The sequence below is a fragment of the Streptomyces sp. NPDC007875 genome, assembly GCF_042868035.1.
Taxonomy (GTDB): Bacteria; Actinomycetota; Actinomycetes; order Streptomycetales; family Streptomycetaceae; genus Streptomyces; species Streptomyces antimycoticus.
Window position 1 is genome coordinate 1 of the sequence record NZ_JBIADZ010000047.1, and the last position, 23,683, is coordinate 23,683.

The following is a 23,683-nucleotide window of genomic DNA, read 5'->3' on the forward strand; positions in this document are numbered from 1 at the left end:
ATCAGCGTGCTGTTCGCCATGCTCCGAGACGGCACCTTCTACCAACCCAGAACCCCACGCCTCGCTTGACGAAAGACATAGAGGCACCCCCCCGGATCTCGTCGCGGATCCGTTCGAAGGAGACGATGAACGAGTCGTCTCGTCCTGGCCGTTCAGCGGACGGCCTTGGCCTGGTTCCGCAGCGTTTCGACCTCGGCGTCCAGCGCCGCCTCGCGGGCCACGATCTCCTCCTGAGCGGCTCATCGGCCCGGTGCGGCGGGATGACGATGACGCCGTCCACGTCGGCGGCGACGATGTCTCCGGGGTTCACCACGACGCCGCCCATGGCGACGGGTTCGCCGATCGTGCCCGGGCCGTTCTTGAACGGCCCGGCGGGCGTGAGCCCGCGGGCAAAGACCGGGACCCCGAGCTCTTCGATGATCGCGGCGTCGCGCACATATCCGTCGACGACCGCCCCGGCGGCACCATGGACGGCGAAGCGCTGGCAGCGCGCAGGCCAGCACCGAGGGCGTACGCCGACTGGCCGAGGGCCTGTCGGCCCTGCGGTGAACGCCGTCCCCCACCCGACGAGGAGTCGACCCATGCGCAGTGACACCGAGCGCACCCGCAGGCACTCATCAAGGCCGCCGCGCTGCTGTTCGAGGACTCGCCGACGCCGGTCAGCCTGGCCGAGATCGCCAAGCACGCCGAGGTGTCCACCGCGACGGCCTACCGGCACTTCTCCTCCGTCGAGGGGATCCCGCACGCGTTCCGGGCCCAAGTGGGCTGCGAACTAGGGACTTCAGCAGCCGGCAGACCACGCGAGGCATGGTGCGACTCGAAGCGGTGTCGCGGTACTGGGTCTCCCTCGTGCTGGAACACGGCGGTGCGACGGCACAGATGCGGTCGCACCGTGGCTGTCTGGAGCGGCTGCGTGAGGGCACCGGTTATCCCACCCCGCAGGCGGAGGCACTCACCGAACCGCTGCGGCAGACCACCGAGGAACTCGGTCCAGGGGATCTCGGGGACGAGGCCCTGTATGTGTGGAACGCGCTGTTCGATCCGCGGGACATCCTCGACCTCATCAAGAGCGGACGTACCGAGGACGAGGCGGCCACCCGCCTCGTGCCCGCCCTGCGCGGCGCCCTGATCGGCTGGTCCGCCCCGAGCCCCTAACCTGGGCGCGGCAACCGCACGACCCACCGATCCACACCCGGCTCGCCCACACCTGAACAGAGAGACACCATATGGACGTCAGCGCCCAGATCGAAGCCGTCTACGACACCCTCCGCCGGCGGAACCCCGGGGAAACGGAGTTCCACCAGGCGGCCCACGAAGTCCTGCACGCCATAGGCCCCGTGCTCAAGGCGCACCCGGAGTACGCGGACGCCCGGATCGTGGAGCGGCTGTGCGAACCGGAGCGACAGCTGATGTTCCGGGTCCCATGGGTGGACGACCAGGGCACGGTGCAGGTCAACCGCGGTTTCCGGGTGGAGTTCAACAGCGCCCTGGGGCCGTACAAGGGCGGCCTGCGGTTCCACCCGAGCGTCAACCTCGGCATCGTGAAGTTCCTCGGCTTCGAGCAGATCTTCAAGAACGCGCTGACGGGGCTGTCGATCGGCGGCGGCAAGGGCGGGTCGGACTTCGACCCCAAGGGCCGCTCGGAGGCCGAGGTGATGCGGTTCTGCCAGTCCTTCATGACCGAGCTGTACCGGCATCTGGGCGAGCACACCGATGTGCCCGCCGGGGACATCGGCGTGGGCGGCCGTGAGATCGGCTACCTCTTCGGCCAGTACAAGCGGATCACCAATCGCTTCGAGGCCGGTGTGCTGACCGGCAAGCCGGTCGGCTGGGGCGGTTCACACGCCCGTACCGAGGCCACCGGCTACGGCACGGTCTTCTTCGCCCAGGAGATGCTCGCCACCCGCGGTCAGGGCTTCGACGGACGCCGGGTCGTGGTATCCGGGTCCGGGAACGTCGCCGTCTACGCCATCGAGAAGGTCCACGCCCTGGGCGGCCTCGTGGTGGCCTGCTCCGATTCCTCCGGCTACCTGGTCGACGAGAACGGCATCGACCTGGCCCTGCTCAAGGAGATCAAGGAGGTGCGCCGCGCCCGGCTCTCCGCCTACGCCGAGGCGAAGCCGAGTGCGCGGTTCTCCGACCGGGGGTCGGTGTTCGACGTGCCGTGCGAGATCGCCCTGCCGTGCGCGACCCAGAACGAGCTGCACCAGCAGGACGCCGGCGCGCTGGTGAAGAACGGTGTGCTGGCCGTGGCCGAGGGCGCGAACATGCCGTGCACACCCGAGGCGGTCCAGGTGTTCCGCGGCGCGGGGGTCCTCTTCGGCCCGGGCAAGGCGGCCAACGCGGGCGGGGTCGCCACCTCCGCGCTGGAGATGCAGCAGAACGCCTCCCGCGACCGCTGGACCTTCGAGCGCACGGAGGACCAGCTCGCCGGCATCATGCGGCAGGTCCACGCCCAGTGCCGCGCCTCCGCCGAGATCTACGGAGGTGACGCCGAGGACTATGTGCTCGGCGCGAACACCGCGGGCTTCCGCCACGTCGCGGACGCGATGATGGCCCAGGGAGTCATCTGACCCTCGGCGCACCCGACGTCGCGCCCGGCGGCGCATCCGAAAGCGCACCCGACATCGCGTCCGGCGGCGCATCCGAAGACGCACCCGACGTCGCACACGAAGGCAACCTCGTGCACACGAAGGCAATCTCGCCAAGGCTTGCCTTCGTGTGCGCTCCAACTCCTACTGTCCCCGGGCATGGAGACCACGGCGCACAACAGAACACTGGGCCGCAGCGGCATCGAGGTGAGCGCTCTCGGCTTCGGCTGCTGGGCCATCGGCGGTGAGTGGCAGTCCGCCGACGGGCAGCCCCTGGGCTGGGGCAAGGTCGACGACGAGGAGTCCGTACGGGCGATTCAGCGCGCACTCGACCTCGGCGTCACCTTCTTCGACACCGCCGACGCCTACGGCACCGGCCACAGCGAACGCCTGCTCGGCCGCGCCCTCGGCAAGCACCGTACCGACGTCGTCATCGCGACGAAATGGGGCAACCTCTTCGACGAGCGGACCCGCGTCTGCGACGGGCAGGACGACTCCCCGGAACACCTACGCCGCGCCCTGACCGCCTCACTGCGGCGGCTGAACACGGACCACGTCGACTTGTACCAACTCCACATCTCCGACGCAGGCCCCGAACGCGCCTCTCAACTCCGGGAGACCTGCGAGGAGTTGGTCCGCGAGGGCCTGATCCGCGCGTACGCCTGGAGCACGGACGACCCCGCCCGGGCCGCCGTCTTCGCCCAGGGCCCGCACTGCGCGGCCGTCCAGCACCGCCTGAACATCCTCCAGGACGCCCCCGAACTCCTCGCCCTCTGCGCCGAGTCGGACCTCGCCAGCATCAACCGCAGCCCCCTCGCCATGGGACTGCTCACCGGCAAGCACACCGCCGGGCGCGCCCTGGACAACGCGGACATCCGCAACGCACCCCCCGCCTGGCTGCCGGGCTTCCTCGCGAACACGGGCGCGGACCCGGCCTGGCTCCAGCGTGTCGACGCCCTGCGGTCCCTCCTCACCAGCGACGGCCGCACCCTCGCCCAGGGCGCCCTCGCCTGGATCTGGGCCCGCAGCCCGCGGACGATCCCGATCCCCGGCTTCCGTACGGTCGCCCAGGCCGAGGAAAACGCGGGCGCCATCGCGAAGGGGCCGCTCACCGCCGGGCAGATGGCCGACGTCGACCGGATTCTGGGGCGCTGAGCGGGATCACGGCGGGGCGGCGACAGAAAACCCACAGAGCGACATAGGGCGCGTTCGACTTCTTCAGGCGAACCTCGCCGTGGTGCTCTTCTTGCTTCATCTCTTGACGTGTCTGGTTCAGACCTTTAACTTCACCCATCGCCCGTCTGCGAAAAGCCGTGCCTCTGCGATGGTGGACAAACCCGCTCCGCAGCTGTGTCGGCGTTGGCCGTCGGTGTCCAGATCCCCCACCCGTGACAGCGGCAACATCCGCACAGCGAGGAGCGCACATGCAGGAGAGCAGAGACATCGGATCGCCCAGGACGGCGTCCGTGGCCATACGGCTGCTGGTGCTGCTGGCCACGCTGCTGGGCCTGGCGGTCGCCCCCGTCCACGCGACGGCGCGCAGCGCGGCCGCCCCGTTCAAGGTCTTGGCCCTGTACAACGGAACGTGGGACGCCGCCCACATCAACTTCGTCCACGAAGCGAACGAGTGGTTCCCCCAGCAGGCGGAACAGAACGGCTTCACCTACACGGCGAGCAACAACTGGAACCTGCTCGCCGACGGCGGGGTCGACGACTACAAGGTGGTGCTCTTCCTCGACGACCTGCCGCAGACCTCCGCCCAACGTGCCGGTTTCGAGCGCTACATGCGCGCGGGTGGCGCCTGGATGGGGTTCCACGTGGCGGCCTTCACCACCGAGGCGCAGAGCTGGCCCTGGTATCACAATGAGTTCCTCGGCAGCGGCAACTTCAAGTCCAACACCTGGGGACCGACCACGGCCACCCTGAAGGTCGAGGACCGCACCCACCCGTCCACCAAGGCCCTGCCCGCCACCTTCACCTCGTCGGTCAGCGAGTGGTACAGCTGGTCCAACGACCTGCGGCAGAACCCGGACATCAAGATCCTGGCCTCCGTCGACCCGAGCAGCTTCCCGCTCGGCACCGACCCCAACCAGACCTGGTACAGCGGCTACTACCCGATCCTGTGGACGAACAGCAAGTACAAGATGCTGTACGCGAACTTCGGCCACAACGCGATGGACTACGACACCAACACCCCCCTGTCGTCCACCTTCGCGAGCGAGACACAGAACCGGTTCCTCCTCGACGGCCTGAAGTGGCTCGGCGGCGCGGGCGGCGCCCAGTCACCGGCCGCCTCCACCGCCGAATCCGCCCGGACGTCCATGCCGCACAAGTAGCCCCCGCACCACCGAGAACCCAGGGGGACACTCCGGGAGCCCACCTCCCGACCACCCCCGCCCAGGCCGCCCCGGGAAACCGGGGCGGCCACGTTCGTTTCATCGCGCGGAGCCGTGCGGCGGATCCCGGGGGCATCGGTCGTGCGCGCGGCCGCCGCGATCAGCGGGTGCCGTGGGCGCGTTCACGTTCACCGGCGCTCGTTGATGGCTGACACGACGATTCTTAGCAACGCTAGGTATGCTGCCGGGACTAGTGCTCTTGTCGCGTCACCGCGTGCGGCAGCACCACGGAAACCGGCAGCCGCTTCCGCGTCACCTGATACCCCAGTGATGATCACTCGGGTAGAGTCCCTGCACACCTGCGGACCCTGCCAGGCCCCTACGACCTGCAGTGATGCATTGATGCACGGCACACGATCAGCCCTCATGTGCAGGAGGCCGTCATGTCCCCCCAATCCGTCCTCGCCGCCCTGACCACCGGGTTGCGAAGTGGTGCCATCGAAGTCGTCGACCTCACCTCGCCCCTGTCGTCCTCCACGCCGGTGATCCAGCTACCCTCCGAGTTCGGCCAGACCGCGGTGTTCGAACTGGAGGAGATCAGCAGGTACGACGACCGGGGACCGGCCTGGTACTGGAACAACTTCCGCAGCGGTGAGCACACGGGCACGCACTTCGACGCGCCGAACCACTGGGTCACCGGGAAGGACCTCACCGACGTGGCGTCGGTTCCAGCAGGGCGGCTGATCGCACCGGCGGCCGTGCTGGACTTCTCCGCCGAGGCGGAGGCGGACCCCGACTTCCTCGTCGAGGTGGCGCATGTGAAGGCATGGGAGGCCGAGAACGGGCCGCTGCCCGAGGGTGGCTGGCTGCTGCTGCGTACCGGGTGGGACGCACGTTCGCACGCGCAGGAGCCGTTCCTCAACGCCGACGCGCGCGGCCCGCACACTCCCGGCCTGGCACCGGAATGCGCTCGGTGGGTGGCGGAGGAGTCGCCGGTGATCGGCCTTGGTGTCGAAACGGTGGGCACCGACGCCGGACAGGCGCCTTCGTTCGACCCGGCCTTCCCGTGTCACTCCTATCTCATGGGCAGTGACAAGTACGGGCTGACGCAGCTGCAGAATCTCTCGGCACTGCCACCGACCGGCGCCGTCATCATCGCGGGGCCGTTGCCCATCGTCACCGGGTCCGGGGCTCCCGCGCGGGTGCTCGCGCTGGTGGAGCGCTCATGAAGGTCGCGGAAGCCGTTGGCCGGGCGTTGTCCGCCGCAGGTGTCGACCATGCATTCGGCGTGGTCGGCTCGGGCAACTTCCACCTCACCAACGCCATGGTGGCGGCGGGTACCCGGTTCGTCGCCGCACGCCATGAAGGTGGCGCGGCCACGATGGCCGATGCCTACGCGCGGATGAGCGGCACGGTGGCCGCGCTGACCGTGCATCAGGGGTGCGGACTGACGAACGCCATCACCGGTATCGGCGAGGCGGCCAAGAGCCGTACGCCGCTCCTCGTGCTGGCGGCCGAGGCGACCGAGCCGAGGTCCAACTTCTCCGTCGGCCAAGAGGCGCTGGCGCACGCGGTGGGCGCGGTCACCGCGCGTGTGACGTCGGCGCAGGACGCGGTCGAGCAGGCATGCGCCGCGGTGCGGCGAGCCCTGCACGAACGGCGCACCGTGCTGCTCAACCTCCCGTTGGACGTGCAGGCCCTGGACGCGCCCGACGACGCACCGGCCCTGGCCGCGCCGCCCCCCGAACGGACCGCGGTCGAACCGGTGCCGGCCGACGTGGCGGCGTTGACGCAGGTGCTCGAGCGGGCACGACGTCCGGTCTTCGTGGCCGGCCGGGGATCGCGCGCGATCGGTGCCCGCGATGCCCTCGTGGCACTCGCCGAGCGCCACGGTGCGCTGCTGGCCACGTCGGCCGTCGCCCGCGGACTGTTCCACGACGACCCGTGGTCGCTCGACGTGTCCGGCGGCTTCTCGTCCCCCCTTACGGCAGAGCTGATCCAGGGGGCGGACCTGATCGTGGGCTGGGGCTGCGCGCTGAATATGTGGACGATGCGGCACGGTCGGCTGATCGGCCCGGACACGACCGTCGTGCAGGTCGACGACGATGCCTCGGCGCTCGGTGCGCACCGGGAGGTGCATCTCGGCGTCACCGGCGATGTGGAGCTCACCGCACGGCAGGTGCTCGATACGCCCGGACGGCAACGGCAGGGTTACCGCACCGCCGACAACGGGGCGGCCATCGCCGCACGGGTGCGGTGGCGGGATGTGCCGTACGAAGACGAGAGCAGCCGTGACCGGATCGACCCGAGGACGCTGAGCATCGCGCTCGACGACATCCTCCCCGCCGAGCGGGTGATGGGCGTGGACTCCGGAAACTTCATGGGCTACCCGACCATGTACCTGTCCGTGCCGGACCACGACGGCCTGTGTTTCACCCAGGCGTTCCAGTCGATCGGCCTGGGCCTTGCCACGGCCACCGGAGCGGCGCTGGCACGGCCGGACCGGCTGCCCGTGGCCGCGCTCGGCGACGGCGGTGCGCTGATGAGCGCCGCCGAACTCGACACGGTGCGCCGCCTCGGGCTGCCGATGGTGGTCGTCGTCTACAACGACGACGCCTACGGGGCGGAGGTGCACCACTTCAGGCCCGGCGGATACCCGCTCGATACCGTCGAGTTCCCGCCGACGGACATCGCCGCCGTGGCGCGAGGGTACGGCTTCGAAGCGGTGACCGTACGCACGCCCGCGGACCTCAAGGCCGTCGAGGACTGGGTCGCCGGACCACGATCAGCGCCACTGCTCATCGACGCCAAGGTGGTCGGCGATCACGGGGCCTGGTGGCTGGAGGAGGCGTTCCGCGGTCACTGAGCAGCCGTCGGGACCCCGGACTCCTGTCTAGAACGGCATGCGGCCGCGGGCCCGCCGTCCGGCGGAGCCGCTGCGGCCGACCGCCTTGGAGCTGCTGCGGAAGGGCTTGCTGAGGAGCCGCCCCAGGATGCCGGGGGCCTTGCCACCGACGCGTGATCCGGCTCCCAGGGTCCGCTGGGTGCCCCGTTCGGGGTGCCGGGACAGGCGCGGGACCAGGAAGGCCAGCACGGCCAGTAGGACGCAGATGCCAACAATGCCGAAAATCATGGCGAAGTACTCCTCATACGAAGTGTGTCTGCCGAGTACCCCGCCTGGCCGACCGCATGCGCCGCCGCCCGGCCGACAGCGCCCGATGCGCTTTCGGTGTCGGCGCCGGCGGGGTCGGCGCCGGCGGGGTCGGCGCCGGCGGGGTCGGCGCCGACACCGAAGGTTTACGACACGACAGGCTGCTCGTTGCTCTCCAGCTCCTCCGGCGGGTGGCTGAGCTGCTCGCGCAGGTAGTTCCAGGCCACCGCGATCAGCGCGGCAACCGGTACGGCGAGCAGACTGCCCACGATCCCGGCCAGACTGCCGCCCAACGTCACCGCCAGCAGGATGACTGCCGCGTGCAGGCCGAGCCCACGGCTTTGGATCATGGGCTGGAACACATTGCCCTCCAGCTGCTGCACCACGACGATGATCGCCAGCGTGATCAGCGCGTCCGTCGTGCCGTTGGACACCAACGCGATGAGCACCGCGACCGCACCCGCGAACAGGGCCCCCACAATGGGCACGAACGCGCAGATGAAGGTCAGGACCGCCAGCGGCAGCACCAGCGGTACTCCCAAAGCCCACAGGCCGAGTCCGATGAAGACGGCGTCGAGCAGGCCGACCAACGCCTGGGACCGCACGAAGGCACCCAGAGTGTCCCAACCGCGCGCGGCCACCACGGGGATGTCGGTGGCGAGCCGACCGGGCAGTTGGCGGGTGAGCCACGGCAGGAACCGCGGGCCGTCCTTGAGGAAGAAGAACATCAAGAAGAGCGCGAGGACGGCGGTGACCACACCATCGATCACGGTGCTCACCCCGGTGACGACAGTGGTGACCAAGCTGCCGGCACTGCTCTGCAGCCGGTCGGCCGCGGTGTCGGTGGCCTTGGCGATCTGGGCATCGCTGATGTTCAGCGGTGGCCCGGCGGCCCATTCACGCACCTGTTGGATGCCTTCGGTCACACGGTCGGTCAGTTCGCCGGACTGGGACGCCACCGGCACCGCGATCAGCGCCACGATGCCCGTGGCGACCAGGAGGAACAGCACGGTCACGACCGAGGCCGCCAGAGCGGGCGGCCACCCGTGCCCACGCAGAAAGCGGGCCAGGGGCCAGGTCAGTGTCGTAAGGAGTAGGCCGACCACTAGTGGCCAGACCACCGACCACATCTGGCCCAGGCCCCACAGGACCACCGTGGTCATGGCGAGGACCAGAAGCAAATCAAGGGAGATACGCGCCGATTGGCGGAGCGCGACGCGGGATTTCGTTGAACTCAACGTGGGAGGCATGAGCCACCCGTACCCCATGGCTATTGCTGCTGTCCAGGAGCACCCTCGCCGGGAACCCACGCCGCGCCGCTGCCGCGAGGACCGACGGCCGGTGGTCTTCTCCGGGTCGGTGCCGCAGCCGACTTGGGCGATACGCGGGGTGCCGTGGGTGGTGGTGGCGGTGTCCGATCCCTCGGCGCGCGCGATGTCGATGTCACCGTCGGCGCCACTCACCCGCGAGTCACCGGCCGTGGTGAGGTGTGAGTTCGTCAGGAAGGCGGGGCCGTCGACAGCGCCGACGCCCCGCAACTCACTCGCAGAACACCTGCACCTTGGCGTCGGGGTCGTCGACGTCGACGGTGACGTCGTCGAGCTGATCGATGAGCTCCTCGAGATGCTGCGGCTTGAGCTCGGCGAGGTCGATCGGCACCCCTGACTTGTTCAGCTCCGCGTTGACCCGGGTGAGCGCCTGCGGAGGGACGAGGCTCGTGAGCCGGACCCCGGCGCGCAGCAGCTGCAGCGGGACCCGGACGTTGATGCGGCCCGGCTCGTCGCCGCCGGAGCCGTCTGCCCAACTCATCACCACGCGCAGATACTTGGGCCGCGATTTCGGGCGGGGTGAGGCTCCCCGCGGCGTCTCGGGCTCTTCTCGCTCGAGGGCGTCGATCAGCCGCTCGGCCTCGTCCGCGGTGATCTTGCCCTCGGCCAGCATCTGCAGGATCTGGCGACGCTGTTCGTTCATCGTTGTTCTCCCCCTCTGGCTCATTTGACGCTTACCAGCACGGCCGTTCGGCCCTGCGCGATCTCGAACCGGGTGCCGGGCAGTGCCCACAGCAGCCGCCCCGTGCCGCGCAGCGCGCCCACCGGGCTCACCCGGAAGACGAGGCACGCGACCAGTCCGGCCGGCACGGCGAGCAGCAGCAGCGGCGACAGCACCAGCAGCACCGGCAGGACGGGGATGTACAGCCGCAGCCGGCGTCCGTCGGGACGGCGATGGCGCACCGTCACCAGCTGCGGAATCACCGGGACCGCTCCAGCTCGGCCAGCGCCTCCTGGACGCTGATCTCCCCCCGCCGCAGGCGGTCAACGACGTCGGCGCCGGTGGGCGCCGGGTCGGTGTCGACGAAGTCGAGAGCCTCGGCGATCCGGTTCAGCCGGGACTTGATCGTCGGGTAGCTCACCCCGAAGGTCCGCTCCATCTCCTTGATCGAACCGTGCGACCGTACGAACGCGGCGACGAACACCTGGTCGTCGACGCTGAGCTGAGCCAGCTGCGGCGTCTCGAACTGCCCCTCGACCACGACGCCGCTGCCGACGAGGCGGACCCGCTCGACCACGAACGGCCGTCCCTGCGTCAGGTCCGTCAGCTCCTGCCAGTCCACCCTCGGCCCCCTTGCTCTCGGCGACGTGCCCGCCATTCATTTGTACCTTGAGTTTTTTAAGCTGCCAATCCAAGAACCTTGATTTTTCTCATTTGATCTTCAATATCTCGGTGTGAGATAGCCAGGCCACGTCCTTGTCGCCCGCGGGTTTCAGGCGCCCCACCGGACCGGTCGTCCGGGTAGCACGTGGAGAACAGGCCAGTCGGAGTCAGTCGGACCTCCGTGCTCTCTCAGCCGGCGTGGCGGACCCGAAAGCGATCGGGGTCCGCCGGATCCCGATCAACGACCTGGACGGGGGTCCAAGCCCATTGCCACACGCTGATGCCCGGCGTGCGGGAGAACTGAATCTGCCCGCGGGTGCCCTCGACCGCAACGCGCGGCCAGGCTTCGGCAGTGCGCGCCCGGTCCACGCCATGCGAACGCAGCACCTGGGCGAGGACGGCGATCGTGTCGTAGCCCTCGAAGGCGACGAAGGAGGGCGCTTCGGCCAGCCGCTCGCGAAGGGCCGTCCCGACTCGTGCACCGAGTGGGCTCAGGCGTTCGGGCAGGTAGCGCAAGAACGGGATCGCGGCGCTGTCGTCGCCCAGCAACCTCGCCCATTCGGCGAACTCCGGTTGCCCGGCCGGAGCACCCATCATCACCTCGGCGAGGCGCTCGTCGCGGCGGACAGCCTTGACGATCGACACGGCCGGCTCCGGGTGGCCGACCAGAAGAAGGAGGGCTGTCGCACGATGCTCGACGAGCTCGTCGCACACCGCCGCGGGGGTGGGCGCGCGCATGTCGAGTTCGAGGACGGTGCCGCCGCGTGGCGCGAGGTAGTCCCGCAGAATGCGGGTCCCGGATGCCCAGTAGACACTCGGCTGGGCCGCTACGGCGATTCGGCTGTGGCCCGCGCCGAGGAGGAAGTCCGCGTAGATCTGCCAGCCGTGGGACTGCGCCGGGGCGAGGCGCGCGACCCATTCCGTCGGCTCTTCGGTGAGCCCGTCGAGAACCGCTGACGAGCAGAGGAACGGCAGGCCGAGGGCGTCGGCCCTGGCCGCAGCGGCGCGAGCGACGACGCTGTGGTACTCCCCCGCCAAGGCGGCCACGCCCAGACGAGCCAATTCGTCGACGGCCGCCGCGGCCCTCTGTGGATCAGCCGCGGTGTCCCGGACCACCAGCTCGAGTGGTCTTCCGCCGATCCCGCCGCCGTCATTGACTTCGCGAACGGCCAACTCGAGCCCAGCGAGGAGGTGTTGGCCTGCCTCGACCCAGCCGGGCCGAGTCAGCGGAACGAGAGCGCCTATCTGGACGGCTGACCCGTCAGTCCGCTCCGCTCCAGGCGACGATGGTGGCGATGGTGGCGCATTCATGTGTTTGCGTCTCCTTCACGCGTCAGCAATGAGTTCGGTTGGCCGATCGAGTCTGCCCTGGCATGACTCGAATCATCGCTGACATCTCGGTATCCCTCGACGGCTTCGTCACCGGGCCCGACCCCGGCCCGGACAACGGTCTGGGCACCGGCGGCGAGGCCCTGCACACCTGGGCGTTCTCCGAGGACCCCGACGACCGCCGGATCCTGCGCGAGGCCACCGCCCGCTCGGGCGCCGTCGTCCTCGGCCGCCGGCTCTTCGACATCGTCGACGGGCCGAACGGCTGGGACGACACGACCGGCTACGGCGCCGGCGAGGTCGGCAAGCCCGCGTTCATCGTCGTGACAAGCTCGCCGCCGACGTCGGTGCGGCTCACCGACCTCGACTGGACCTTCGTCACGACCGGCCTGCCCGACGCCGTCACCGCCGCGCGCGAGCACGCCGAGGCGGCGTCGTCCACCAGCGGCAAGAACCTCCACGCCTTCCTCATGGGCGGCGGCGCCACGATCGGCTCGGCGCTCGCCGCCGGGCTGGTCGACGAGCTGACACTGCACCTCGCGCCCGTCGTACTGGGCCCCGGGACGCCACTGTTCACCGGCGGCGCCCCACGCACACTGGTGCAGCGGAGCGTGACCTCGACATCGACCGTGACCCACCTGACCTACGACGTCCCGTGACACCTCCGTCCGGGGCCGACGGAAAGCGGGCGCCTCCTATCGGGAAGCACCCGCCATGCGGCCACGTCAGCACGTATTGTCGGCGCGCCACGTGACCTTGTGCACGGTCGTCGGGTTGTGCGTCCTCGCTTCGGCTCGCGAAAAGCCGAAGCCATCGGCGATCAGTCGCACCGGCCGCACAGGTATCCACGCCGCACAGCGGACTGAGAGCTGGCCAACCCCGGCACAGGCGCCCACCGGCCGCGGTGTGCCCGGTGCGGCGGCGGACCGTACGGCGACTGCCAGGCCGGCCGATCGGGCCGACCCGAGCCGCCCACGTCGCGGCGCCGTACGACCGGGTCCTGGAGCGGTTCGGTCACCAGACCGGGGCCGCTGTCGTGCAGCGGGTTCAGGCGCTCGGGTTGCACGGAACGCAACAGCGCGAGGAGCCAGGCGTTGAGGAGCTCGCGGTTCGCATTGACGCGGATTTTGCCGTTCGCCCGGAAGCGCCCGGAGGCGCACCTGTGGCAACGGCGGAGAACGATCGGCAGGCAGGTGGGCACGACCACCCAGTTCTTGGACACAGAGTTACACCGCTTCCAGTGAGAAGACCGCAGCGAAAAGGAGCACGGCGCACAGGTGCGACGCGCGATGGATCAGCGCTCGGGGGGTCTCACTTGGTGTACAACGGCATGTCCTTGACGGAGTGACTGTGGGCGGGAGCACGGTAACGGCACACGGAAGTGTGGCTCCACTGATTTTCGGGCGGGTGGCCCGATCGCGGCAAGGGTGACGGTGCCGGCGAAGACCAAAGTACGCTCGTCGAAGCGGGTCGCTACCGCGCGGAACACCTTGAGCCGGTTGATCCCTCGAGCAGGGGCTGCCCGACGCCCTCGACTGGGCGGCTCCCTCGGCTTCACCGGAGGCAGGCAGGCCGTGGTCGACGTGCTGGACCTGCTCGCCTGAGAGCGGCTCGTCACCGGTTACGGGGTGCACGGCGACTCCGACGAGGAGATCGCCAGAGGAGATCGTCAAGGGCACCGTGGACCCGGGGCGCTGGCGTCGGCCTTGTTCCGTGGACTACGTTGTGGCCATGAATCCCGGGACGGCATCGCGCCACGCACGGATTGGTGACCCGGTGCTCTCCTGAGCGCCGTACGGGCCGGTGCGGGCCCGCTCTTCGATCGAGGATGTTGCGCTGACGCGCGAGCTCCGCCTCCGTCGTGTTGATCACAGGTTCCACACATCAACCACGACAGGAGAATTCATGCCCACCAAGACACTGCGGATTCCCACCGCGGACGGCCAGGCCGACGCTTTCGCCGCCTTCCCCGACCGGGGCGGGCGGCACCCGGGGGTGCTGATGTACTCGGACGCCTTCGGAGTACGCCCCGCACTGCAGGAGATGGCCCGCGAACTGGCCGGGCACGGGTACTACGTGCTCGTCCCCAACTTCTACTACCGGCACGGCCCGGCACCGGTGATCGAACTTCCCGAGCACATCGGAGAAGAGGTCCGGCCCGCGGTCATCGGCCGGCTGATGCCCTTGCTCCAGACACACATCACCACCGAACGCGTCCTGCGCGACGCCGACGCCTACCTCACCTTCCTCACCGCCCAGCCCGAGGTCGGCTCCGGACCGGTCGCCGTGACCGGCTACTGCATCGGCACCCTCTTGGCGTTGCGCACCGCGGCGGCCCACCCCGACCAGGTGGCCGCCGTCGCCGGATTCCACCCCGGCTTCGTGGTCACCGACGCGCCCGACAGCCCACACCGCCTCGTGCCCAAGCTCACTGCCGAGGTCCATCTCGGCCTCGCCGAAGGCGACTTGTCGCCCGAGATCATCAGTGAGCTCAACCAGGCCCTGGATGCCGCAGGTGTCGGCCACACCTGCGAGATCTACCCCGACACGATCCACGGCTTCACCATGTCCGACACCGATGCTTTCAGCGCCGCCGGACTGAAGCGCCACTGGGACCGGCTGCTCTCTCTCCTGGACCGCACGCTCGCCACCGGCTGAGGCTCCGGCAAGCACGTGTCAGTCGGCCTGGGCGAGTTGGTTCAGGGGTTCGGAGCCGTCCAGAAGAGCGCGCGGAGCCGTGACGATGGGCAGCCGCGCCACGGTCGCGCGGTCCAGCAGGTCGACCTGGGCGAGCACCACGGCTTGATCCCAGTAGACGTGCTCGTACGCGACCGCGGTGCCCTCGAATCCCACGACAGCGATCACCGGGATGTCGACCCTCCTCCCCGTCGCGGCCACGCCGGGGAGGATCCAGGGGACCTCGATGTCGTGTGTGAACGAGAGCAGCAACTCGTCCACGACGGTCATATCGCCGACCGTCCAGCTGACCGACTGGACATTCAGGTCGGCCGCGTTGCGTCCCACGAACCACGTTCGGTAGAAGGAGCGGACCCCCTCGAAGCCCGTACCGCCCATGCCCGTGGGCACATGCAGAACCGCGGGTTGTCACTCATGGTCCGCATCGTGGCACCCACGTCCCGAGTCACGAACTCGGCCTGGGTGTGGGCCTGCCACTGACGCACCATCGCTTCCGTATCCGCCACCTGACCCCCAACGTCTGATTTAGGCAAGAATGTCTAGCATTCTCGGGGCGCTCATCCATGACTGCTGTCGGCCGCCGTCACCTCATAAATCCGCATGAACTCGCGACCTCACCGCCCCGGGGGTTGGGCCGAAGGGGTGGCCTCGAACGGGGCCGTTGAACCATCCCGGTGACGGCGGGGCCAGGCCGGTTGCGCCGCGCCCGGATGATGTCCGGGTCAGGGACCGGGCCCCGCACGGCGAGGCCAGTTCCCGACCGAGTTCGTTGACCGCCAGCTGCCGCGCGGAGAGCACGGCCCCGATCTCCTCGGCGGTGAGGTCGACCGCCTCGTCCAAGCCCATCCCAAGTGTGCTCAACGCCCCCTCGACGCCGCTGATCAAATGGAGTCGCGCCGTCTCAGTGGTCGGCAGAACGCCCGTGGTGAAAACCGGTGCGTCGCAGGTCGGGAAGAAGTACGTGAAACGCGATGACGTCGCCGGCTCGCGCCTTGGCGGCGGTGCCACCAGTGCTCTTACGAGGTGCCAGGATCCACCTCCCCTATGGCCAGTGGTACTCGATCGCCGTCGGCGACGGCTTTGCAAGGGCCGATCTTAGGCGGGCTGGGAGGTCTGAGAGGCGCGGTAGAAATCGCGGAGTGTCGCGCTCCCGTCGCGTGGTGGATGACGCCCTGTTGGGAAAATGCGGGGACACCAGCCGGACGGCTCTGCCAGGCTGCGGAGATGATGAAGAAGGAAGTCTCGTGAGCGACGGCGAGAAGTCCCGCCTCGGCGAGTTCAGTGCCCGGCTGGAGAGCGACGACATCGACGTCGTCCGCGGGGCCCTGGACGATTACCAGTCGGCGCAGGCAAACACCCGGTGGGGTGTGGACAACCCCTACTGGCCGCTGGCCAACGAGGTGCGCTTCGCCGCCCGGGACCTCCTCAGGCAACCTCCGTCCGGCCGCAGCCACGCGAGCGCTCTCACCGTGATGTGGCATCTCGCCGAGGAGGAGGACGCGAACGTGATCGCCGACGCCCTCGAAGGCGCCCCGGACGCCGACGTGCGGGAGATGGCGCTTCTCGCGGCCGGCACCGCCCTCGCGCAGGGCGAGGAGCCAAACCGGCGGCTGCTGACACTGATCACCACCATGGTGCTGGACGAGGGCCTCGATGTGCGGGATCGCAGGCACGCCATGCAGGCCCTGGACGATCTGGATCTCCCGGAGGTCGAGGACCTCATCGTCCGTCTCACCGAGTCGTCCGAACGGGAACTCCAGGTGTACGCGGCGGGTTGTCTCGCAACGCCCCTGCGGCTCCGCGTCCACCGCGACCGCGTCATGCGGCTCGCGAAGTCCTGGCCGAAGGAGGCGGGTTGGGAGGCCGAGCACATTCGACGGCAAGCGCTCGAAGGCTTCCACAGCACCTACTGGAAGGACACCGAGCTGGACGATCCGGTGCTCCGGAAGGCTCATGACGAGCTGATGTTCCCGCTCAGCGACGAGGGATGCCTGCAGGCGTTCGCCACCCTGCTGCGCAGCGAGGACCCCGTCGCCGTGGGCATCGCGATCGACCATTACGAGTCCTCGGAGGGGCTGCGCCATGTCCTGGAGGACGAGGAACCTGTCGAGACCTACCTGCCCGAGGTGCTGGCCCGCGCTCGTGAGGTGCTCCGGCGGCCGATGTCTCCCGCCGAGGTGAGCGCCCTGAACATGATCGGGGCGCGGCACACCGAGCCCGGCGACGCCGACCTCCTGCTGGACGTTCTCCTGCGCACGGACTCGGACGCGGTGCGCGCGGAGGCCGTCCGGATGGCCTACGGCGTGCTCGACGAGGCCGAGGTGAAGGACGAGAGGCTCGTCGCCGCCCTCGGCGGCCTGATCTTCGACCCTTCCGTCGGCTTCACCCTCACGAAGGAGACGGCGATCCGCGTCCTGGCCGACAGTCTCGGCGCTGACGCGGACGACATCCTCCTCCGGGCGCTCCGCGAGGGTGAGCCCAAGGTCCAGGCTCACGCGGCGTATTACCTGGTCAGGACGGGAGGCGTGGAGCGGCACCGCGCCATGCTGGAGGAGGTCGCCGAGAACTGGGGCGACCGGCCTCCCCACCGCCCCTGGGGCGAGGACCCCGTTGAGCTGATCTTCGGCAAGCCGCACAGCGTCCACTGGGAAGGACACCGGCTGGCGGACCCGGATCTGTATCGCGCCCACAAGAGACTGCGGGCTCCCACGGTGGACGAGTCGTATCACCGGGCGCTTCGCACGTTGCTCGAAAGCGACGACCCGGCGGCCGTGGGCATCGCCCTCGACCACTGGTGGAGTCCTCACGGCGCCGTGCAGCGGGGCGGCGAGGAAGCGCGTGAACCGGAGAGGGCACTCGTCCTCGATCGCATCCGGGAGGTGCTGCGGCAGCCTCCCTCACCGGCGGAGCTCAGCCGCGTGTACGGGCTTGAGGCCAAGCGCCTCAGCGCACTGTCTGCGCTGGACGTCGTGGCGGTGGAAGAGCCGTCCCTGCTGGCCGAGATCGTGGCAGCCGCGGCGAGCGATCACGTTCGCGAGCGGGTATTCGATGTGGTGGAAGCGGTGTTCAACGACGCGGAGGACACTGACCCACGGCTTGTCGAGGCGCTCGGGAGGGTCGCCTGCGACGCGAACATGCCCTTGCATGGCCGCGTCAGGGCACTGGCACTGCTGGACCAGTCTCCGGGGACCAACTCCGCGGAGGCGCTCGTCCAGGCGACGCGCTGCCCCGAAGTAGAGGTTCAAGCCGCCGCGGCGTGGGGGCTGATGTGGGACGAGGTCATCGAGGACCATCGCCCCCTGCTCGAAGAGCTGAGCGCGAGCTGGCCCGTGGAGGACGCCCCGTGGGAGGTCACGCGGGTGCGGGAGATACTCAACGCCGCTGAGGAGTGAGGCCGGCCGCGCATGTGCGTGGGTGACTCATGGCGCGGGAGGCTCGTGGAGAGGTTCGCCGCCTTGCGGTACTCATCCCCGGACGGCGACGGGCGTTGCCCGAGGCCCGCCACCGCCGCCCAGACGAGGCGCGGGTGCTCGCCCGGGCCGTGGGAGGCATCGACGGAGGCGGTGGCGTGGCTCATGGATGTCCCCTTGGGCATGCACCGGCACCCGCGGGTCGATCGATCCCGTCAGTGGCCGTGGCCACCGCCGTGGCCGTCGTGGTCGACGTGGTCGACGTGGTCGACGTGGTCGACGTGGTCGACGTGGTCGACGTGGTCGACGTGGTCGACGTGGTCGACGATCGTCCACGGGCGCATCAGGTCGTCGTCTTCCTGTTCGAGAATGTGGCAGTGGTGGACGTACGTCGCCGGGAACTCGGTGCCGCTGACCGGAATCGACGCGATCGTACCCGTCGGCGGGCTGAATTCCTTGATGATGATTCTGGTCACTCCGCATCACCGACATCGTGAAGGCCGTCCCCGTCCTTCACCACGCCCCAACCTGAGGATGGAAAAGGCTCACTGAAGATCACTTCCAGGGGCAGTTGAGAGCGAGGGCTTTGAGACCGCCGTGGAGTTTCCGGGCGGACGGGTCGAGAATCCCGTTGAGATCCCCAAGGACCAGCTGGGCAAGACGGCCGAAGCGCGCCTCGGCGATGCCCGGTTCGTCCTCGACGAGCTGGGAAGGCGCGGGGGGAATCTCGACAAGGTCGGCATGTTCGGCCACTCCTTTGGCGGCTTCACCGCTTCACTCGCCACCTGCCCCAACGCTGGTGCTTGGAGCACGACTTCGCCGCCCCTTGGACGGCAACCGGTCAGCGCATGGTCACCTGAACCAGCCGCTCGACCTGACCGCCCACGACCCGAAAGACCCTGGAGACCCCGCCCGGACGGCCACCCGGCGACTCGCGCTGCCTCGGACTGGAGAAGTCTCCGGAAACCGGCCGAAAAGGATCGGCGGAGGTCATGCGGTGGATCGAGGGTGACTGCTCAGGTGCTTGATTACGTGTGAGCGGGCGGCAGCCAGACGTTTCCAGCGAAGAGGTCGCGCAGGGCGGTCATGGGGTTGAGGCCGTGCTTGCGGGCTGTGAAGATGGCCGCGGCGCTGGCAACGGTTCCCGGATGGCCGGCCCAATCTCCTGCGCGAAGTATGGACTGGAGGTTCCGGTCGGCGGCGGAGGCCCAACACCAATGATCACCTGAGTCACCAGGGGGAGCCCGCAGCATGACCAGCACGACGGAGGCCCTTGGCGGGTCGGCTGCAGTCGACGATGCAGCACGTAGTGTCACGCGCCCGTTCTACGTATACGCCGTGCTCGCCAACACGCTGTTTCAGCGCGGCGTATTCGTCCTCTTCCTTTATCAGCGAGGCTTCTCCGTCGGGCAAGTGGCCCTACTGCAGACACTGCTCTACCTGGTCAGCGGACTTGCGGAGTTGCCGACGGGAGTCATCGCCGACCGAATCGGCAGGCGTGCCAGCATCGTGATCGGCCAGGTGCTGATAGCTGGGTGTCTGCTCGGTCAGGTGGCGTTCTCCAACTACTGGATGTTCCTGGCGCTGTTCATCGGGCAGGGCGTGGGCATGGCATGTGTGTCCGGTTCGGACACCGCCCTGCTGTACGACCTGCTCGTGCGTCGTGGTGCAACGGCCAGCTACGTCAAGATCAAGTCCCGGTTCACCATGCTCGGGACGGTCACCTCGGGAGTCGCCATCGTCCTCGGCGGCCAACTGCAGCAGATTTCCTGGGGAGTCGTCTACGTCGGTTCGGCGGCGTGCCTCGTCCTGGCCGTGGTGGTGCTGATGTCACGGGTGCCCGAGATCCGCGGCGCGGACGCGGTGGACGAGCGGGACGGAGCCGAGGAGGAGCACGGCGACGCCACAGCGTGGCGGGCGGTGCTTCGGGTCGCCACGCCGGCTCTCGTGACGCTTGTCGTGGTGTCCGGATTGATGCATGCGACTTTGACGCCGTACATCATTTTTACGCAGAAGACCCTCTCCGATCAGGGAGCGGGCACCGCATTGGTCAGCGTGGTCATATCGGCGGGATTCTTCACTGGCGGGCTCACTCCGCTGCTGTCGGACCGCGCGGACCGGCGCATCGGGTATCGGGTCATAGTCCCGGTGTCCCTCCTGACGCTCGCCGCGACACTCGGCCTCAGCGGCCTCGGCCTTGTCTGGGTCACCATCGCCGCGTTCCTGGTCCTGGTCGGGATTCCCGAGATCACCGCCGTGATCGTGGACAACGTGTTCAACGAGGCAGTGCCGTCGCGCCACCGGGCGAGCCTGCTGTCGATGATCGCATTCGTGGAGTCGGCGCTCATCGGCATCGGCTATCTCGTCCTCGGCGCGCTCATGGACGGGCTGGGCTCCAGTGTGGGCATGGCCACCTACGCCGCGGTCCCCCTGCTGGCATGTCTCCTGTGGCTCCCGGTGCTCTTCCGAGGGGCACGGGTGACCACCGAGATCGAGAAGCCCGCCGGCCAAAAGGCATCCTGAAACAGACCATCTCGAGCAACCCCCTGCCCGATGGCAGGGCGTTGCTTGCTCGTCGCGCATCGCCGGCGCCTCAACACGCCCCGTGGGTCGCGGGTCCTGGGCACATTCCGGCAGGCGGTCATGGTGCTGCGCGGGTTCCGTGAGCGCGGCTGCGTGCACTGCCTGGCCAGGGACGCCGGAGTCTCGCAGGCCACCGGCTACCGCTACCTGCACGAGGCCATCGACGTCCTCGTCGCTCAAGCCCCTGACCTGCACGAGGTATTGAACCGCTGCCGCGAAGAGGGGATGAGTCACGTGATCCTCGACGGCATGCTCATCGAGAACGACCGCCTCACCGGAACCCGGGACAACGGCAACGACCTGTGGTTCAGCCAGAAACATAAGAGCTTCGGCGGCAACGTCCAGTTCCTCGCGGCCCCCGACGGAACCCCGTTGGGGGTCTCCGATGCCGAGCCAGGCTCCACCCCGGACATCACCGCCGCCCGGCTGCACGTCCTGCCCGCGTTGTACAAGGCGGCCGCCCACGGCCTGCCGACCCTGGCCGACAAGGGCTACATCGGCGCCGGTATCGGCGTCCACGTCCCGGTCCGCCGCCCGAAAGGGAAGTCAGAACAAGCTCTCGACGCCGACACCCGCACCACGAACACCCTGATCAGAGCCCTCCGTGCCCTCGGCGAGCGCACCGCCGCCGAGCTCAAGGAACGCTGGCGCACACTGAAGCGCGTCACCCTGAGCCCCAGTCGAATCGGCGACACAGCCCGAGCCGCCCTCGCTCTCAACTGCCACTGGAAGTGATCTTCAATGAGAAAACCTCACTGAGCCGAGTGGGAAATCGAGGTCCTGAGAAGCGGCAACTCATCTCATAAAGGCCCTACTCTGCCTTCTCATGCCCCTCGGCCCTGTCCGGCGGATCTTCGCGGGCCCGCGACGCCTGGCACGGCGCCCCCAGCTACCGCTGGGAGGTGCCCCCGGCCGCGTTGTCGGGATCGTCCGAGTACGACCCGGTACGAGGACGACCCTCCGCCTTGCGATGCTCCCCCAGCTACCGCTGGGAGGTACCCCCTGCACCAGACGCCGCGGCCCCCGCGGCGGCAGCCGTTGATGTCACAGGCGCGAAGATCCACCGGACAGAGCCTGGTAGGGCCGGGACGCCGGTCGGCCGGGGAGCGAGCGGCGGGCGTCCCGGCCGGTGCGATCAGGGGGCGATCAGGACGGTCTTGCCGGGCAGTCGCCCGGCGGCGGAGTCCTCATGCACGGCGCGCGACTCGGCCACCGGGCGGCGGTCGGCGATGTGGATGCGGAGCCGACCGTCATCGGCCCTGGCCACCAGCTCGGTCAACTGGGCGGCGTCGCTGCGGACCCACAGGCTGGCGCTGCGTACCGAGCGGGCGGGGTCCTCCGGTATCGGGCCCGCTGTACTGGCGGCCACGCCGCCGTCGGCGACGTAGCGCGACAGCCGCGCGGCCTCGTCCTCGGTGCCGCGCACATGGTTCAGCAGAACCTCGAAGGGGCCACCCACCGCGGCAGGGCCTGCGGCGAGATCGAGGCGGTCGACGACTCGGGCACCATAGCCCTGAAGGCGCTCGGCGTGCCGCGGACTGGCGGCCGCGGTCACGTGCGCTCCCGCGTCCACGGCGAGTTGTACCGCGAGACTGCCCACCGCACCCCCTGCCCCGTTGACCAGGACGGTCTGCCCGGGCTTCAGTTCGGCGAGCTCGAACAACACCTGCCAGGCCGACAGGCCGGTAAGGGGCAGCGCCGCGGCGTCGACCAGGTCGATCGACCGGGGCGCCGCGGCCAGGGCCTCGGCCGGGGCGAGCACGTACTCGGCGGCCGCGCCCACGGCGTCGAGGGGCAGCATGGCCACGACCCGGTCGCCGACCTCCACGCCCGACACTTCCGCGCCGAGTTCGGCGACGGTGCCCGCCAGGTCGATCCCGGGCACGTGCGGGAGAGCGATGGGGAGCATCGCGTTCAGGGCTCCGGCGCGGATGTGGTCGTCGACCGGGTTGAACGACGTGGCCGCCACCCGCACCAGCACCTGCCCGGTGGCCGGGACCGGACGCTCGATGTCCTCGTAGCGCAGGACCTCGCTGCTGCCGAAGTCGTGGTAACGCACTGCCTTCATGGCACTTCCTTCTGTGTGGGTCGGTGGGTCGGTGGGTCGGTGTGCAGGTGCGGGGCGTTGCTCGTTCATGGGCGAGGCGAGCGCCGCCGTCAGTCCATCTGCACCGACCGCATGGAGTTGCCCATCACCACGCGGCCGATGGCGCTCACGGCGCTCCCGGGATCGGAAGCGGCGCCGACGGTGAGCAGCAGCGGGACGAAGTGCTCGGCCGTCGGGTGGGCGGCCTCGGAGCCCGTTGACTTGCCCAGGCAAGTCAAACGTAACCCCGATTGAGTTGCCTAGGCAAGTCATCTGAGTTGCCCAGGCAAGTAGGATGTGGGGTATGGACACTTCATCACCCTGGCTCGACGACGACCAGCAAGAGCTGTGGCAGGCCCTGCTCACCGTCGTCATCGCACTTCCGGCGGCCCTCGACCGTCAGTTGCAACGCGATGCGGGCATCTCCAACTTCGAGTACGGCGTTCTGGCCCGGCTGTCCATGTCCGACGAGGCCACGATGCGACTCAGCGACCTGGCCCGGGACTGCGACAGCACGCAGCCTCGCCTGTCGAAGGTGATGGACCGCTTCGAATCCCGCGACTGGGTCGTCCGCCGGCCCGACCCCACCGACGGCCGATACACCCTCGCCACACTGACCGACGCGGGCCGGCAGAAGGTCGTGGCAAGCGCACCGGAACACGTCGCGCAGGTGAAGCGACTCGTGTTCGATCCGCTCAGCGCCGCTCAACGCCGCCACCTCAGCGCCGCACTCACCCGCATCGCCGCCACCGTGCGCCAAGAAGTCGAAGGAGGGTGAGCCTCGTTCGACGCCCTGACGCTGTCGTTCTGACGCCGTCGTTCCATGGATGGTTCGGCTCAGCCGACCG

General features: G+C 69.1%; 22 protein-coding genes and 3 pseudogenes. 12 read left to right on the forward strand and 13 right to left on the reverse strand.

The annotated features are described in order from the left end of the window. Positions 1-322: 322 nt before the first annotated feature. Positions 323-583: pseudogene (locus tag ACFYOY_RS45825) on the reverse strand (hypothetical protein); the annotation flags it as partial. A 224-nt stretch (positions 584-807) separates the two neighbouring features. On the opposite strand from ACFYOY_RS45825, the gene ACFYOY_RS45830 reads away from it, so the two are divergent. The 6 genes and pseudogenes from ACFYOY_RS45830 (at position 808) to ACFYOY_RS45855 (ending at position 7,793) form a co-directional block, all read left to right on the forward strand. Beyond that, positions 808-1,155, forward strand: coding sequence for a hypothetical protein (locus ACFYOY_RS45830; protein WP_351887481.1), 348 nt, complete (start codon positions 808-810; stop codon positions 1,153-1,155). Positions 1,156-1,226: 71 nt separating this feature from the next. Further along, complete coding sequence (gdhA, locus tag ACFYOY_RS45835) at positions 1,227-2,573, forward strand: NADP-specific glutamate dehydrogenase (RefSeq protein WP_351887478.1); 1,347 nt, start codon at positions 1,227-1,229, stop codon at positions 2,571-2,573. A gap of 177 nt (positions 2,574-2,750) precedes the next feature. Beyond that, on the forward strand, positions 2,751-3,746 hold the full coding sequence (locus ACFYOY_RS45840; RefSeq protein WP_351887475.1) for an aldo/keto reductase: 996 nt from the start codon (positions 2,751-2,753) through the stop codon (positions 3,744-3,746). A gap of 269 nt (positions 3,747-4,015) precedes the next feature. Next, positions 4,016-4,894 (forward strand): annotated as a pseudogene (locus ACFYOY_RS45845) (ThuA domain-containing protein); the annotation flags it as partial. Between the two features lie 476 nt (positions 4,895-5,370). Further along, positions 5,371-6,156 carry a cyclase family protein gene (locus tag ACFYOY_RS45850; protein WP_388593857.1) on the forward strand — a complete coding sequence of 262 codons (786 nt, stop codon included), beginning with the start codon at positions 5,371-5,373 and terminating at the stop codon, positions 6,154-6,156. After that, a complete protein-coding gene (locus tag ACFYOY_RS45855) occupies positions 6,153-7,793 on the forward strand; it encodes a thiamine pyrophosphate-binding protein (protein ID WP_351887469.1) in 1,641 nt (546 codons plus the stop codon). The genes ACFYOY_RS45850 and ACFYOY_RS45855 overlap by 4 nt, the downstream gene beginning before the upstream one ends. 27 nt (positions 7,794-7,820) lie before the next feature. Here the strand turns inward: ACFYOY_RS45855 and ACFYOY_RS45860 are convergent, their stop codons facing one another. The 6 genes from ACFYOY_RS45860 to ACFYOY_RS45885 form a co-directional block, all read right to left on the reverse strand. Next, the gene (locus ACFYOY_RS45860; protein ID WP_351887466.1) at positions 7,821-8,060 is read right to left on the reverse strand and encodes a DUF6411 family protein; all 240 of its coding nucleotides are present in this window, start codon (positions 8,058-8,060) and stop codon (positions 7,821-7,823) included. A 164-nt stretch (positions 8,061-8,224) separates the two neighbouring features. Further along, entirely contained in the window at positions 8,225-9,328 is a 1,104-nt protein-coding gene (locus ACFYOY_RS45865; RefSeq protein ID WP_351888017.1) for an AI-2E family transporter, read from the reverse strand. A gap of 289 nt (positions 9,329-9,617) precedes the next feature. Next, on the reverse strand, positions 9,618-10,049 hold the full coding sequence (locus ACFYOY_RS45870; protein ID WP_351887463.1) for a hypothetical protein: 432 nt from the start codon (positions 10,047-10,049) through the stop codon (positions 9,618-9,620). A 20-nt stretch (positions 10,050-10,069) separates the two neighbouring features. Next, positions 10,070-10,330, reverse strand: coding sequence for a hypothetical protein (locus ACFYOY_RS45875; RefSeq protein ID WP_351887460.1), 261 nt, complete (start codon positions 10,328-10,330; stop codon positions 10,070-10,072). Further along, positions 10,327-10,689: a DUF2089 domain-containing protein gene (locus ACFYOY_RS45880; RefSeq protein WP_351887458.1), complete on the reverse strand. Its 363-nt coding sequence runs from the start codon at positions 10,687-10,689 to the stop codon at positions 10,327-10,329. Before ACFYOY_RS45880 ends, ACFYOY_RS45875 begins: the two co-directional genes overlap by 4 nt. A 230-nt stretch (positions 10,690-10,919) precedes the next feature. Continuing rightward, positions 10,920-12,041, reverse strand: coding sequence for an ABC transporter substrate-binding protein (locus ACFYOY_RS45885; protein ID WP_388593862.1), 1,122 nt, complete (start codon positions 12,039-12,041; stop codon positions 10,920-10,922). A gap of 62 nt (positions 12,042-12,103) precedes the next feature. Between ACFYOY_RS45885 and ACFYOY_RS45890 the strand changes: the two genes are divergently transcribed. Next, the gene (locus ACFYOY_RS45890; protein WP_351887453.1) at positions 12,104-12,718 is read left to right on the forward strand and encodes a dihydrofolate reductase family protein; all 615 of its coding nucleotides are present in this window, start codon (positions 12,104-12,106) and stop codon (positions 12,716-12,718) included. Positions 12,719-13,473: 755 nt separating this feature from the next. On the opposite strand, the pseudogene ACFYOY_RS45895 reads toward ACFYOY_RS45890, so the two are convergent. After that, positions 13,474-13,569, reverse strand: a pseudogene (locus ACFYOY_RS45895) (IS5/IS1182 family transposase); the annotation flags it as partial. Between the two features lie 395 nt (positions 13,570-13,964). Here ACFYOY_RS45895 and ACFYOY_RS45900 point away from each other — a divergent pair. Further along, positions 13,965-14,717 (forward strand): dienelactone hydrolase family protein, encoded by a 753-nt coding sequence (locus ACFYOY_RS45900; RefSeq protein WP_351887450.1) that lies wholly within the window; start codon positions 13,965-13,967, stop codon positions 14,715-14,717. An 18-nt stretch (positions 14,718-14,735) separates the two neighbouring features. Here ACFYOY_RS45900 and ACFYOY_RS45905 read toward each other — a convergent pair whose 3' ends face one another. Beyond that, positions 14,736-15,146: a nuclear transport factor 2 family protein gene (locus ACFYOY_RS45905; RefSeq protein ID WP_388593865.1), complete on the reverse strand. Its 411-nt coding sequence runs from the start codon at positions 15,144-15,146 to the stop codon at positions 14,736-14,738. An 854-nt stretch (positions 15,147-16,000) separates the two neighbouring features. Here ACFYOY_RS45905 and ACFYOY_RS45910 point away from each other — a divergent pair. Further along, positions 16,001-18,148 carry a hypothetical protein gene (locus ACFYOY_RS45910; RefSeq protein ID WP_388593867.1) on the forward strand — a complete coding sequence of 716 codons (2,148 nt, stop codon included), beginning with the start codon at positions 16,001-16,003 and terminating at the stop codon, positions 18,146-18,148. 233 nt (positions 18,149-18,381) lie between these two features. Here ACFYOY_RS45910 and ACFYOY_RS45915 read toward each other — a convergent pair whose 3' ends face one another. Next, positions 18,382-18,642, reverse strand: coding sequence for a hypothetical protein (locus ACFYOY_RS45915; RefSeq protein ID WP_388593870.1), 261 nt, complete (start codon positions 18,640-18,642; stop codon positions 18,382-18,384). 79 nt (positions 18,643-18,721) lie between these two features. Beyond that, entirely contained in the window at positions 18,722-18,919 is a 198-nt protein-coding gene (locus ACFYOY_RS45920) for a hypothetical protein (protein WP_351887438.1), read from the reverse strand. Between the two features lie 498 nt (positions 18,920-19,417). Between ACFYOY_RS45920 and ACFYOY_RS45925 the strand changes: the two genes are divergently transcribed. Continuing rightward, the gene (locus ACFYOY_RS45925; RefSeq protein WP_388593873.1) at positions 19,418-20,689 is read left to right on the forward strand and encodes an MFS transporter; all 1,272 of its coding nucleotides are present in this window, start codon (positions 19,418-19,420) and stop codon (positions 20,687-20,689) included. A 30-nt stretch (positions 20,690-20,719) separates the two neighbouring features. Next, positions 20,720-21,484, forward strand: a complete 765-nt coding sequence (locus ACFYOY_RS45930; protein ID WP_351887433.1) for a transposase family protein — start codon at positions 20,720-20,722, stop codon at positions 21,482-21,484. A gap of 400 nt (positions 21,485-21,884) precedes the next feature. Here the strand turns inward: ACFYOY_RS45930 and ACFYOY_RS45935 are convergent, their stop codons facing one another. Next, the gene (locus ACFYOY_RS45935) at positions 21,885-22,817 is read right to left on the reverse strand and encodes an NADP-dependent oxidoreductase (protein ID WP_351887430.1); all 933 of its coding nucleotides are present in this window, start codon (positions 22,815-22,817) and stop codon (positions 21,885-21,887) included. Between the two features lie 89 nt (positions 22,818-22,906). Then, positions 22,907-23,074: a hypothetical protein gene (locus ACFYOY_RS45940; RefSeq protein ID WP_351887427.1), complete on the reverse strand. Its 168-nt coding sequence runs from the start codon at positions 23,072-23,074 to the stop codon at positions 22,907-22,909. Positions 23,075-23,139: 65 nt separating this feature from the next. Here ACFYOY_RS45940 and ACFYOY_RS45945 point away from each other — a divergent pair, with 65 nt between their 5' ends. Next, positions 23,140-23,613 (forward strand): MarR family winged helix-turn-helix transcriptional regulator, encoded by a 474-nt coding sequence (locus ACFYOY_RS45945; RefSeq protein WP_388593877.1) that lies wholly within the window; start codon positions 23,140-23,142, stop codon positions 23,611-23,613. The last annotated feature ends 70 nt before the right edge of the window (positions 23,614-23,683 follow it).